This window comes from Pseudomonas mandelii (genome assembly GCF_002251635.1).
GTDB classification, from domain to species: domain Bacteria; phylum Pseudomonadota; class Gammaproteobacteria; order Pseudomonadales; family Pseudomonadaceae; genus Aquipseudomonas; species Aquipseudomonas mandelii_B.
Map to the genome: position 1 here is coordinate 13,999 of NZ_NMOJ01000219.1, position 13,232 is coordinate 27,230.

At 55.7% G+C, this 13,232-nt stretch carries 9 protein-coding genes; 1 reads left to right on the top strand and 8 read right to left on the bottom strand.

Annotated elements, in window-relative coordinates; genetic code table 11:
• Positions 1–83: 83 nt before the first annotated feature.
• From B7L09_RS26720 to puuE, 5 genes are all read right to left on the bottom strand, one after another.
• Positions 84–1,376, bottom strand: coding sequence for a urate hydroxylase PuuD (locus tag B7L09_RS26720; RefSeq protein WP_094471381.1), 1,293 nt, complete (start codon positions 1,374–1,376; stop codon positions 84–86).
• A 50-nt stretch (positions 1,377–1,426) separates the two neighbouring features.
• Positions 1,427–1,930 carry an ureidoglycolate lyase gene (locus tag B7L09_RS26725; RefSeq protein ID WP_008005655.1) on the bottom strand — a complete coding sequence of 168 codons (504 nt, stop codon included), beginning with the start codon at positions 1,928–1,930 and terminating at the stop codon, positions 1,427–1,429.
• Between the two features lie 127 nt (positions 1,931–2,057).
• Positions 2,058–3,053: an allantoicase gene (gene alc / locus B7L09_RS26730; protein WP_094471382.1), complete on the bottom strand. Its 996-nt coding sequence runs from the start codon at positions 3,051–3,053 to the stop codon at positions 2,058–2,060.
• A gap of 88 nt (positions 3,054–3,141) precedes the next feature.
• The gene (uraD, locus tag B7L09_RS26735) at positions 3,142–3,657 is read right to left on the bottom strand and encodes a 2-oxo-4-hydroxy-4-carboxy-5-ureidoimidazoline decarboxylase (protein ID WP_094471383.1); all 516 of its coding nucleotides are present in this window, start codon (positions 3,655–3,657) and stop codon (positions 3,142–3,144) included.
• On the bottom strand, positions 3,654–4,580 hold the full coding sequence (gene puuE, locus B7L09_RS26740) for an allantoinase PuuE (RefSeq protein WP_094471384.1): 927 nt from the start codon (positions 4,578–4,580) through the stop codon (positions 3,654–3,656). The genes uraD and puuE overlap by 4 nt, the downstream gene beginning before the upstream one ends.
• Positions 4,581–4,999: 419 nt before the next feature.
• On the opposite strand from puuE, the gene uraH reads away from it, so the two are divergent.
• Positions 5,000–5,353, top strand: coding sequence for a hydroxyisourate hydrolase (gene uraH, locus B7L09_RS26745; RefSeq protein WP_094471385.1), 354 nt, complete (start codon positions 5,000–5,002; stop codon positions 5,351–5,353).
• Between the two features lie 156 nt (positions 5,354–5,509).
• Here uraH and B7L09_RS26750 read toward each other — a convergent pair whose 3' ends face one another.
• From B7L09_RS26750 to B7L09_RS26770, 3 genes are all read right to left on the bottom strand, one after another.
• Positions 5,510–7,369 (bottom strand): hypothetical protein, encoded by a 1,860-nt coding sequence (locus tag B7L09_RS26750; protein WP_176457778.1) that lies wholly within the window; start codon positions 7,367–7,369, stop codon positions 5,510–5,512.
• A 109-nt stretch (positions 7,370–7,478) separates the two neighbouring features.
• Complete coding sequence (locus B7L09_RS31795; protein ID WP_141213510.1) at positions 7,479–8,906, bottom strand: hypothetical protein; 1,428 nt, start codon at positions 8,904–8,906, stop codon at positions 7,479–7,481.
• A gap of 694 nt (positions 8,907–9,600) precedes the next feature.
• Positions 9,601–13,200: a calcium-binding protein gene (locus B7L09_RS26770; RefSeq protein ID WP_094471389.1), complete on the bottom strand. Its 3,600-nt coding sequence runs from the start codon at positions 13,198–13,200 to the stop codon at positions 9,601–9,603.
• Positions 13,201–13,232: the final 32 nt, after the last annotated feature.

Here is a 13,232-nt window from a genome sequence, read left to right on the forward strand (position 1 = left end):
GGCGGCCAATCGCGAGCAAGCTCGCTCCCACAGGATGTGTGTTGCCTGTGTGGGAGCGAGCTTGCTCGCGATGCTTTTGCTACTTAATTGGTCGGAGCTCCCTGCACAATCCACGCACCGATCAGGTCACGTTCCTGCTGGGTCATCTGGGTGATGTTGCCCAGCGGCATGATCTGGCTNGTGACGGCCTGAGCCTGGATGCGCGGCGCCATTTGCTGGATCTGCTGNGGGGTGTCGAACATCACGCCAGCCGGTGCCGTNCTGAACAGCGGGCTGGTGGGCTTGGCCGAATGGCACACCGAGCAACGTTCCTGGATCACGCTGTGCACCTTGTCGAAACTCGGGCCGGCGTTGGACGCCTGGACCGGTGCTTCTGCAGGCTTCGCAGCGGCAGGTTTAGCACCGCCACCGACCGCGGTTTCCGGCAGCGGCTGGTACTCGATGGTGCCAGGCGCCTTGGCCACTTCAGGTGCGCTCGGCATTTGCGCCGGGCCCGTCACGTAAGCCAGGCAGATCATGCCAACAGCCGCGACAGGCAACGTCCAGGCGAACTTGTGACTGTCATGACGGGTGTTGAAGTAGTGACGCACCAACACGGCCGCCACGGCGATACCGGCCAGGATCAGCCAGTTGTATTGGCTGCCGTAGGTGCTCGGGAAGTGGTTGCTGATCATGATGAACAGCACTGGCAAGGTGAAGTAGTTGTTGTGACGTGAACGCAACAAACCCTTGGCCGGCAACGCCGGATCGGGTGTGCGGTTCTCCGCGATCGCCGCCACCAGCGCGCGCTGTGCGGGCATGATGATGCGGAACACGTTACCGACCATGATAGTGCCGATCACGGCGCCCACATGCAGGTACGCACCGCGGCCGCTGAACACTTTGCTGAAGCCGTACGCAGCGGCAATCAACAGCACGAACAGGATNAAGCCGAGCAGGGCAGGGCGTTTGCCCAGGGCCGAGTCGCAGAGGAAGGAGTAGACGAACCAGCCGACGAACAACGAGGCGATGCCCAGTGCGACCCCTTCAGGGCCGGTCAGGCTGCTGCCGGGNGCCAGCAGGTACAAGGTCGGGTTGGCGTAAAACACCACGCACAGCAGCGCGATGCCGGACATCCAGGTGAAATAGGCTTCCCATTTGAACCAGTGCAGGTTGTCCGGCATGGTCGGTGGGGCCAGTTTGTATTTCTCCAGGTGGTAGATACCGCCACCGTGGATCGCCCACAAGTCGCCGGCCAGGCCGTCCTTGGGGTTGACGCGATTGAGGTTGTTTTCCAGCCAGACGAAGTAGAAAGAAGCGCCGATCCACGCGACGCCGGTGATCATGTGAACCCAGCGCACGCTAAGGTTCAGCCATTCCATCAAATGTGCTTCCACAGTCTTTACCTCTCGCCTGTCACTCTGTTGTCGAGTGATCAGACCTTCTCTTATTGGTGGGGGGCGAGGATCAACCGCTCATCCTCTTTGAAAAAATGCTCATCGCAGTTATTGCCGGTGCCACTGCGATCAACCACCAGGAAGTCATCCCGCTTTTCGATCGTCAGCACCGGGTGGTGCCAGACGCCGCGATGGTAATTAATGCCCTGCCTGCCGTTGGTAACGAAGGCGCGGACCAAGCCCGATACAGGTTCATCGCCAAGTGGCGCGACCACGATCAGAAAGGGGTTGCCGAGCAGCGGAATGAAAGCCTGGCTGCCCAGCGGGTGTCTCTCCAGCATACACACGGTCAGCGGCATGTCCTGCGCGTCGGCGCGGAAGATGCTGATGATGGCGTTGTCTTCAGGCGTCGCGGTTTCGACCGTCGCCAGTTTATGAAAGCGCATGGTCGACCCGTTGTTGATCATGAAGTGATCGCTGCCGTCGGTTTCGATAACGTCACCGAAAGGGGCGAAGGCTTCTTTGGTCAGGGGTTCGATCGTCAGTGTGCGCATGCTGGTCTTCTTTTCTGAATTCTGTGTTGTGGGTTCTATCGTCATCGCTGGCAAGCCAGCTCCCACAGTGGACTGTGGCGTTCACAAAACCTGTGGGAGCTGGCTTGCCAGCGATGAGGTTCAGCGCTTATTTAGCGACCTTGCCCAATACGCGCAGGCGGCTCACACCACCATCCGGGAACACGTTCAGGCGGATGTGGGTGATTGGGCCCAGTGCCTTGATCTGCTCGGCGAAGGTGTGTTCGGCGTGCATCTCCAGTTTCTGCGCCGGCAGCAGTTCGCGCCAGAACAGCGATTGGGTTTCGATCTGGCTGTCGGTGCCGCCCTTCACGAACGCGCCCTGAATCGAGCAGGTGTCCGGGTAGTTGCCCTTGAAGTGCAGGGTGTCGACCACGATTTTCTCGATCTCACCCGGGTGGCCCAGCGCGACGATCACCCAGTCATTGCCCGGTGTACGACGACGGGCAGTTTCCCAGCCGTCGCCCATGTTGATGCCACGGCCCGGGTTGAGGATGTTGCTCATGCGCCCGAAGTGTTCGTCGGAGCAAGCGAGGGCACGACCGCCGTTCAAGGCTGCAGCCAGGTCGACTTGTTCGTTGTCACCCACCGACGACCAGTCGCGGAACGGCACACCGTACACACGCAGACGGGCCACGCCGCCATCCGGGTAGATGTTGAAGCGCAAGTGGCTGAAGGCTTTGTCGTTGTTGATCTCGTGGTAGTGGTGGCTGTTGCCTTGCAGCTCGACGGCCGAGAGCACTTCCACCCACTGGGTGTTTTCGTCAGGATCGCCCGAGGCCAGGAAGCAGGCTTTCAGGGAGGCCGACGGCGGGAAGTTGCCGGTGAAGAATGAAGTGTCGATGTCCACGCCTTTGATCGAGCCCGGTACGCCCAGGCGGATCACCGCGCTGTCGTAGCCTTCGAAGCGCTTGCGGCGCGACTCCCAGCCGTCCATCCACTTGCCGTTGTCATCGAAAACGCCCTCCTTCCACACGGCCGGAGTCGGCTGGAACAGGCGGTTGGCGTCTGCGAACCAGTCATCGGTCACCGAAAGAATCTTGGTGCCAAGACGGGCGTCGGCCAGGTTGACGAACTTCTCGAAAGGTACGGCGTAAGCTTTCATTCTTCTTGTCTGCCTTTAATAAGTTGGCTTGGGATGCTTGCAGTGCCCTGGGTGCTTTTCGCGTTTAAGAACACTCGGGCAAGGCTCGCTATAGGGTCAGTAAACGGAACAGGGCGATCTTGTTGATCTCCGCCAGCGCGCATTGGAACTCGGCGTCTGCCGGGTTGTGAATGCGCGTTTCGAACGCGGCCAGGATCTGATGCCGGTTGCTGCCTTTTACCGCCATGATGAAGGGAAACTTGAACTTGGCTTTGTAAGCGTCGTTCAGCTCGGTGAAGCGCGAAAACTCGTCGCTCGAGCATTGGTGAATACCGGCGCCAGCTTGTTCATTCGTGCTGGCTTCGGTCAACTCGCCCTGGACGGCGGCTTTGCCGGCCAGGTCCGGGTGAGCGTTGATCAGCGCCAGCTGGCTGGCATGATCGGCACTCAACAGGATGTCGCTCATGCGCTGGTGCAGGGTTTCGATCTCATCGATCGAGGCGTCCTGGCCCAGGTCGAAGGCCTTTTCGGCCACCCATGGCGAATGTTCGTAGATGTCGGCGAAGGCGTTGATGAATTCATCGCGGCTCAGGGTCGAGGGTTTCAGCGTTTGAAAGGTGCTCATTTGGCAGCCCCTTGGTACGGGTGGGTTTCGTGCCAGTGGCGCGCGATGTCGACGCGACGGCTGAACCACACCTGTTCATGACTTTTAGCGTATTCGATAAAGCGCTTGAGCGAGGCCAGTCGCGCCGGACGGCCGATCAGACGGCAGTGCAGGCCGATCGAGAGCATTTTCGGTGCTTCGGCGCCTTCGGCATACAGCACGTCGAAGGCGTCTTTGAGGTACTCGAAAAAGTCGTCGCCCTTGTTGAAACCCTGGACCTGGGTGAAGCGCATGTCATTGGTGTCCAGGGTGTAGGGAATCACCAGGTGCGGCTTGCCGGTGGGGTTGTTCGGTTCCCAGTAGGGCAGGTCGTCGTCATAGGTGTCGCAGTCGTAGAGGAAGCCGCCTTCCTCCATCACCAGCCGCCGTGTGTTGGGGCCGGTGCGCCCGGTGTACCAGCCCAGTGGGCGCTCGCCGGTCAGTTCGGTGAGGATGCGGATCGCTTCGAGCATGTGCTCGCGCTCCTGGGCCTCGTCCATGTATTGGTAGTCGATCCAGCGATAGCCGTGGCTGCAGATCTCGTGACCGGCGGCGACCATCGCGCGGATCACATCCGGGTGGCGCTGGGCGGCCATGGCCACGGCGAAGATGGTCAGCGGGATATCGAATGCTTTAAACAACTTGAGGATGCGCCACACACCGGCACGGCTGCCGTATTCGTACAGCGACTCCATGCTCATGTTGCGCTCGCCTTGCAGCGGTTGGGCCGAGACCATTTCCGAGAGGAAGGCTTCGGACTCTTTGTCACCGTGCAAAATATTGCGCTCGCCGCCTTCTTCGTAGTTCAGTACGAAAGACAACGCGATGCGCGCCTTGCCCGGCCAGTGTGGGTGAGGAGGGTTACTGCCGTAACCGATCAGGTCGCGTGGGTAGTCAGCGCTCACTGCAGTCTTCCTTCTTGTGCGTGGTAGCGTTGTGTGGCGGCCTGGCGGTGAGATGACAGGCTGGCGTCACAGCGATGGGCTGATTGTATACAACTTTATATTCACTTTGTAAGCCTGAATTTTTGCATTTTTGATGAACTGTCATCTGTGCATGTTATTGCAAGAAACCTGCCTAATTGGTCAGTTAATGGATAGGAGGTCCTTTGAGCGTAAGGTTTGGCGATGGATTCGCTGCAATCCCCTGGTTGGCGAGGGCAGCGCTAAAAATGTCGTTTTTATTGTGTACAATTTTTTTGAAAAGTGTCTTAATCAGCCCCTCGCCGCAGCGTTTCGTGCTCCGAACCGGTGCGGTCTCCTTTTCAACTGACTTCGGGAGGCGCGAGGCCTGACTGCTCCGTGCAGGCAGGCGCGCAGAATCAATGGGACGTTTGACTACACACGTTTTGGACGCCGCACACGGCTGCCCCGGCAGTCACATCAAGGTCGAGCTGTACCGCGTCGAAGGCGCGCAGCTGGAGCTGGTTGCCACCGCGATCACCAACAGCGACGGCCGTTTCGACGCACCGCTGCTGCAAGGCGATGACTACCGTTCCGGGGTCTATCAGGTTCAGTTTCATGCGGGCGATTACTACCGCGCCCGCGGTGTTCAGCTGCCTGCACCTGCGTTCCTNGACGTGGTGGTGCTGCGCTTCGGCATCAGTGCCGAACAGGATCACTACCATGTGCCACTGCTGATTTCGCCTTACAGCTATTCCACGTACCGCGGCAGCTGATCCCCCAAGCAGCTGCCTCAACCTGGAAGCGACTGCGCATATAGCTTCTTTGGTCTTTCGCCCGCTCACACTGCGGGCTTTTTTTTGCGTCGTGTTTGACCCAACACATTTGGGTTGCGCCCCGCTAACCGACGACGAGGTGCGCACGTTTCTCTGTCAGCGTTCCTTGATAATGAAAACAGAAGGATTTCCTGCGAGCGGGTGCTGGACGCCACCTATCAGCCATACCACATCACCCTTCGCATTGGCGGCAAGCAGCAACTGGTGGGCTTCGGCACCCACTCGTGCCCTCAGCAGAGGGTCGGCAAGCTCTGGTATGGGCGGCGGCTTGATTTCAATCGCATCGGTCTCCACACGTCCCAGTTTAAGAAAGTAGACCTTGTTGTGATTGGGCTTTTTAAATACCAGCGTTGGGGGCGTGAGCTGAACATTCTCAGCGTTTGCAGGAAGGAAGACCTTGTAGCCGTTGTGGCCCAGTATCGAAGCAAGTAGTAACGAAAGTCGACCCGGTCCGTTGGGCAACTCGGCGTAGGACTGCCAGGCATGAGTGCTCTCGGGTCTGAAGTTCAACTGCTGTAAGGGCGCTACGGAATCTGGAGTGAGCAATTCGACGATCCGTCTGGCGCCTTCATTGCCGGACGCGACAGGCAACATATCCAACGGGTCGCCGAGTCGTGGCACGCCGATGGTCGACTTGCCCTGCCAATGGCGAAAGGTTTGCATCATTAGCGCCAACCCGCGGCCATTGAACACCTGCGACTCATTGGAAACCTCAAATAGTCGCTTGGCAACGGCGCGCGAAGTCGGCTCCGTGAAACCCTTGTAGACATCCGCGACCTGTTGCGTCAGTGATTTCTCAAAGAGGCGAGTAGCGCCGTCGACTTTCCGAATATTTGTGCCGGCGTGGTGGGACGTGGCAACGGGTTGCAACGAAGGTGCTTCCTGCAACATGCGTTCGAATACCTCGAAACGCGAAGGCGCAAATCCGGGGTGTTGAATGAAAACGAGGGGTAGCTGATCGGCCATCGGCCCCTTTGGCACGATCGGGTAGTGGAGCTGACCAATTTTTATGGATTCGCCCGAATCTGGTTTGGTTATTCTTCCCCAGGAGGCCCACAAATAGGGGTTTTCATTCAAGGTGCCGGCAGGATGGCTGTTATCTGCCACGGGGTCGGACGCCTCGGCATTTTGATCCAGGCGAGGGCGCTTGCCTGGCGTGGGGCCTGACTCTTCCGCGTCTGAGGCTGTGGTGTTGATTGTCTTGCGTTGCCATAGCGTCATCCCATCAATGCCTTCGAGTAGCGGGCCCGAAGGGGTCAATTCGCTTGTTGAGGAGGCCTGATAGTCCCCGTTCGTATTTTTACGAACCATGACCGTGCCTTCTTCCGCAAGGTCGACATAGGTTCTTTTCAGCTTGTCGTAGCGCAGGCCGTTGGCATTGGGTGGCGTCAGTTTTTCGGCCAAGTGCCGGGGAATGATCTCCAGCGCTTCCGGCCTCGCTGGTACGCCTGCGGTGGGGAGAACCAGGCCCTCTCGGGCGATTCTCCACTGTGGCTGGCCAGGGATTTTCTTGAGGATCGGGCCGGGTTGGCCTGGGGCAAACGGGAGGGGAACCTGATAATCGCCTTTCGCATTTGTTCTGATCAGAAAAATGCCCTCCTCTCCAATATCCGCGTAAAGCTGTTGCCGGCTGCTCATGAACAGCCCGGTGTTGGCGATCTTGAAGAGCTCATCGACCTTGTTTCGAGGCCAGGAAATCATGCTGGCAGCGATTTCGGCGGCGCTTGTTGCGGGAACCGGCATGTCGGTAACGACGACTGGCTGACGAGGCAAGGTACTTTGCGATGAACTTGACACATTGGCGTCGGAAACGGGATTGGCGTCTCCCAGCGGTCGGCCGACCGTTGCGGCGTGACTGCTTCCTCGTACCCGACTGTCTTCTGATGAAGACCTTGGAAGGGTTGTTGAAGTGGCGGGTGTATTGGAAGTTGCAACTCTTTTTGGCGGTTTAGCCATGAGCAGTGTTCCTTAAAAGTTAGTTAAGTTGGTGATGTCTGAGCGATAAGCATCGAAGATCTGATAAGGAGCTTTAGTGAATTTCGGCTGTAAATAAAGATGGCTGTTATTAACGCTCTCTGATAATGAAAACTGACTGCCAGCCTAACGGAGCTGTTTGAAATCCACCTATTAGCCAGACGATGTTGTTTTGTAGATTGGCGGTGGTGAGTGCTTGCTGGGCTTCATTACCCACCTGTGAAACTAAAGCTGGGTAGGCAAATTCGGGCACGGGAGACGGGTTTATTTCAATCGCATTTCTCTCAACAATGCCGAGTTTCAGGAAGTAAACCTTCTCGTGGCCTGCGCGTTTGAATATCAGCTTGGGATTGCGATGCTCATTCAGTAAAGGAAATACCTCATACCCGTTGCGGACCAGCACGGTGCTGACGGAAATAGACTTGGTAATCGCCGTTGGCGTTGGGACAAAGCTGTCCCATTCCATCTGGAAATGCCTGGGGAGGAAGTCCAGCCTGCGCAAGGGTTCACCAAATTCCGGAGGCACCATGGAAATGATTGTCCCCTCATCATCCATGCGTGAAGCGACAGGCAATAAATCAATCGGATTTTCGAACTTTGCATCAAAGATGCCCGCCCGTTCCTTCCAGTGATCCAGCGTCAATATGGTGGTGTACAAGCCGTCGCGGGCGATTACCTCGGATCCCCCCGAATATTCGAATAGTCGCTTTGCGACAGCGCGCGAGGTGACCGGTGAAAAGTCCGGGAAGGTAGTTGAAACAGACTCTGTCATCGGTTTTTCAAACAATCGGCGGGTGCTATTCACAATCCACTTGCCATCGCTGTTCAGGACTACCGGTACGGGCTGCAACCAGGGTTTCGCGTGCAACATCTGTTCAAACAAGTCGAAACGAGAAGGCTGGAATTGGGGATGCTGGAGGTAATTCAAGACTTTTGGTACGTTTTTGACCTTGGGTACCGTTTCATAATGCAGTTCACCGATCTGTATGGATTCCGTTGAATGCGGCTTGTTGACCTTTCCCCAGGATGCCCACAGGCAGGGGTTTTCATTGGTCGGGTGGGCGGGGTAGAGAGGAATAACCTGTTGCTCGGGTCCACGGGGGCCTGGCTGCTGTTCATGTTCCTCAAGGCGCTGGCGCTTGCTCGGACCGGCTTCTTCGACGGTGGAGGACGGTTGACGAGCCGTCAGTTGATCAGTGGTTTGCGTCGGAGCTTTACGGCGCCAGAATCGTGTCAGTCCAACCCTCTCGAGTACGGGGCCGGACGGTGTCCATTCCTGGCCGAAGGTCGCCTGATAATCGCCATTCGCGTTTCTGACGACTTGAACAATGCCTTCGTCGAGCAACTCGACATAACTTCTCAGGTTGTGCCAACGAATTCCAAGCCCGTCAGCGGCGGGTAGTTTTCTGATCACCAGTGGATTGTTGATCAGATGGACGGGGACCGCGAAGGTCGAAGCGGTCACGCGCGAACCCACTTTTTGTTCGCCTGGAGTTGACGGAAAAATGGAGATGCTCATTCAGTAAAGGAAATACCTCATACCCGTTGCGGACCAGCACGGTGCTGACGGAAATAGACTTGGTAATCGCCGTTGGCGTTGGGTTCCACTCTGCCAATCCCTGCTTTTTCAAGATTGGCATATAACCTTTGCTCCTTGTTCATGAAGAGCCCTGTGTCACCGACTTGAATCAGTTGGTCAATCCGTTCAAGGGGCCAGGACACCAGGTTTTCGTGTTGCACGAAGTGGCCGGCGGTGCGGCCAGGCATGTTGGTGACGACAACGGGCGGTTGTTGAGACGTGTCGCCCTGGCAAGGTATTTGGGGCAGGTGGGTCTGTAGGCGTTTCGCCTCCACGCACAGGCGTGTCAGCGCGGCCGGATGGGCCGATCCTGGCCACGTCATCCTCAGGGGAGGGTCTGGGGAGGGTCGATGAAGTGCCAGGCGTATTGGGGCTGGAAACTTTTTTGGGTGGTTTAGCCATGACCGAAGTTCCGATAAATAATCTGGTGAAGGTCTAGATCAGGAAGGGCATCTGAAATGGACGAACAATTAGTTGGGTGAAAAACAGGGCTCGTGAAGGTACACGGCCCTGGACATCACAGTGGTCAGTTTTGATTGAATCAGCTGTTGAGAGGCTATAAATATTTATAGGGTGTGGCGGTATTTGCTACAAAAGGCTTCAACTTGATAGTGATATAGGTCTTGATCAGGCTCTATAAAAGTTTGCAGGTATCTAAAAGTATCTGCAGATTGGCAGCGCTTGCAGGAGGGGTTGAGTTGATACCGAATTCCATCAGCTCATAACAGTGTTCGAGTTGGTGCGCGCACCGATGTATTGGTACGAGGTCGGTGTAAAGGACAGTGCGGGACTTGTCTGTATCAAGTATCCAGCGACGGTCGGACAGGTTGTAAGACAGACTGCCGGCAGTACCGTCTCTCATGGCTATGTGTCGAACGGCGACCTCTTCCAGTTCTAATGATGTCAGTTCTGCCGCTAGGGCTCCTTCGTTCAAAAGGAGGCCTTTAAAGTACCTGCCATCCAGCGAATCAATGTAGACCTCGTCGAAATCAAGATCGACTTTGTAGACAACCCCGTCTGGCGTGATGACACGTATTTGATCGATCAAATCCTGGGGATCATCGTAGTGGGGTAGATGAATGACGGTATGTCCGATCAGCAGATGGTTATCCACCCGTTTGATACGGGTGTAGGCGAGGCCCGTTGCATCGAATTCCCAGGTAGACGCCGATTTCGATTTAAGGTTGGCGTTCGCCCGAGCACCTGGGGTTGAAATGCTTAACGTCATTTCGGTGCTGAGGTGGACAAGGTACGTCGAGCCGTCACCCTCTAGATGTTCGATGGCTGTTTGATCCGGGTAAGCGATAAGTTTGACGCATTTCTCCCGGTTGCCCAGCTTATGGCCTTCGTTGTCCAAGGGTTGACGAAAAATAGACTTTCCATCTCTAGCCGCTAGTGGCAGCGGCACTTCGTTGGTGCGCTCCATCGGGCCGTTTATCTGGAACTGATCGTTCGAAAATGCTGTATCGGGTAGGGAGGGTGGGCCAACTCTATAAGAAACGCCATCGTTCATAATCAGAATAAAATGCTGGTTCAACAGGTTGGTGGGGCGCGTTAGTCGGCTTGTGATTCTATGGTCTCCGCTCCAGATAGAGCTGGCCAGGTTCTTGATAGTCAATCGCTTATTGTCAAAGTGAAAGGTCATGCCGCATTCTTTATACATGATGCGGTCGAAATCAGGCTGGCGCATCAGGTCTACGTTGTAGTAAGCCTCGGCCCGGGTCAGTTCATGGCTGGCGTAATCCAGATAAAGGGTCGCAAGCGTGTTTGTGCTTCGTTGCTTTACTGCAAGGGTCGTATGCTCATTGAATTTCGAAATGTAATAGCTCGTGTTTTTGTCGTGTGCAACCGTGTATTCGCGGTTGTAAAGTATGACCGGGTTTTGTGTTGTTCCCTGTTGGGTAATGACGGTTTTGATGTCGAACGGGTCAGCCGTCTCAAGGGTGTCAGGAAGTTCAGGCATCAAATGAAACCCGTCCTGTGTAACAAAAGTCAGTTTCCTGTTCTGCAGTTGTCGTTCATTGTTGACTGTTTTATAGACGCCCTTGATATACACATCCCTCTCGCTGATGTCATCGAGATCAAATCCTGAGGTGATGACCAGTTCCTGTTCTTCGATCCTCCAGCCTTTGATCAGGTCCATTCTCCAGTCCAGTGCAATGACGCTCTCGTCCACACCATCTTCAGTAATAAATACGCTGCCGGATTTATGGGCCACTGCATAGTGATCCTTTCCCGGCCCTCCGGAGGCCGACCCTTGATTGTTCAGAAGGTAGATTTTGTCATCCCCGGCGCCCGCCTCAATGGTGTCGCGACCCCGAGACTTGATAGTGTTCGGCCCATCGGTACCTATGACCTTGTTTTCCGCACCCGCCAGGGTTTCTACGTTCTCAATGCTCTCTAGAAGCGTGTGTCGATAGTTAAAGCGGCTGTCATTGGTCTGGTCACGGGTGATGATAGAAAGCCGCCCATCGTCCAGATCGATGAAATATCCAAATCGTTGTTGGTTACGCCCGGTGTAGCTGCCGGAGACGACTAATGTGTCGTTGCCCAAGCCACCTTTCAATGTAGTGGGTAGAGGGTCTTTTGGGCCGTTTTTGAGGAGTTCGGCAGCGCCCTCGAAGACGAATTCATCCTCTTTTTCGCCCCCGGTCAGGTTCTTGATACCTGCGCCGTAATAGAATCTGTTCGGCTTTTTTTCGATGCCAAGAATGGTGTCGTTTCCGCCGCCAATAAACCACACCGCTCCTTTGTTCTCTCCGGGTGCTCCAAACTCCGCCCCCGGCATATTTGCAGTCACTCCGCTGCGCGCATCAAGGGTGTCGTTACTGTCAATAACATGGGGTTTTTGGACGGTTTTATACGTGTAGTGTTGGGCATCCCAATCGAAGCTCGGCACCCGTGTTGGCGTCAGTTCTACTGTAAACCTGCCGTTTACAATGACCTCGGTACTGTCCTTTAACCTGCCTTCCAGTAGTTTTCGGGCGGTCGCTTGTAACAATCTCGAATGTTCAACGGTTGATTTGGCAACCGCGTGGCGGGTTTGTATGTTTTCGTCGGGACTGATTCCCCAAAACGCGAACCAGCCCGTGCGCAGGCGCTCGTGGGTAGTGAGTTCGATGTAATCATCGATATCGTCGACAACGCGTACCGCCGCGTAGACCTGGGAACCTGCAACCAGCAGAAGTCCGGCTGCCAGCCCCACCGGGCCGATAACGGAGAAGCCTGCCAACGCGGCGGCACCCAAAATCAACGTCATTGCCGCGCTGGTCACGCTCAAGCCCGCGGTGACATATTGATCCATGGCTTCTTTGCCTGTCGCCGTCGCTGCATGGTTAAAGGATTTAACGGCGGAAATAACATCGAAGGGCAGCGCCAGTGCGCTTGCGATCAGGCCGGCACCACGTCCCAGACGAACGCCGAAGCTGGTTCTGGCGAAATCCTTGTAGGCTTTTTGCCCCGCCTCGATCATGTATTTTGCTTGCTTGGTGACCGCAACTTCGACGGCTAACGAAGTGACTTCCGCTGAAGTGCTGAGGCTGTTGAATACAACTTCGCCGTGGTCTTTGCGTGCAATGGCGTCTTGAAGCCCACGCAATCCGCTGTAAATGCCAAAGGCCTGAAGCCCGGTCCCCATACTGACCATGCTGCTGCTCTTGATCCGATTCACCCATGGGGGCGTACTTTTGGATAAGTGCGCGTGGCGTATATCAAGCTTCTGTGCCGCTTTCAGAAGTTTGTCCAGTTTGTGTCGGTACTGTTCAGGATCGGCAGGCGTATCGAGTTTGTCACTTAACAGGGGCGGAGCCGTTAGCGGGCGTTGTGACGCCATTTCAAACAGTAATGAAGGAAGTGTGTAATCGTCTGTTGTACCGGTGGAGCGCATACGGGCTTCAATGTACAAAGGGTCAAACTGCAACGCGTTGACAAAAGATCGCTTGGGATGGCGAAAGAACGTGTTTTGACCGTTCAAACGCTGACCATTCGATGTCGCACCCAATGCATCCAGCGCGCATCGGGTAATCGAATGGGAGCCTATCTTGATAGGACCGAATAGCTCATCTATAACCCTTAGCTGGCTTTTATTGGCGTTTGTTGGTTGTGGGGCGGAGGTGATGCTTTCTTTGTCGACATCAATAGTGGTCGGCGAATACTCATTGGCTTGCAGGTCAATGTCCGTCACTTCGACGGCGTTATAGTGATCAAGGTTGGCTGGTTGGAAAACAATTGCCATAAGAACTTCCTTTTTCAGGCGTTGTGTGCGAA

What these genes read in the sequence shown, in the direction of transcription:
- B7L09_RS26725 (WP_008005655.1), bottom strand. Translation starts at nt 1,930, where the DNA reads ATGCGCACACTGACGATCGAACCCCTGACCAAAGAAGCCTTCGCCCCT.
- alc (WP_094471382.1), bottom strand. Translation starts at nt 3,053, where the DNA reads ATGAAAGCTTACGCCGTACCTTTCGAGAAGTTCGTCAACCTGGCCGAC.
- uraD (WP_094471383.1), bottom strand. Translation starts at nt 3,657, where the DNA reads ATGAGCACCTTTCAAACGCTGAAACCCTCGACCCTGAGCCGCGATGAA.
- B7L09_RS26750 (WP_176457778.1), bottom strand. Translation starts at nt 7,369, where the DNA reads ATGGCTAAACCGCCAAAAAGAGTTGCAACTTCCAATACACCCGCCACT.
- B7L09_RS31795 (WP_141213510.1), bottom strand. Translation starts at nt 8,906, where the DNA reads ATGAGCATCTCCATTTTTCCGTCAACTCCAGGCGAACAAAAAGTGGGT.
- B7L09_RS26770 (WP_094471389.1), bottom strand. Translation starts at nt 13,200, where the DNA reads ATGGCAATTGTTTTCCAACCAGCCAACCTTGATCACTATAACGCCGTC.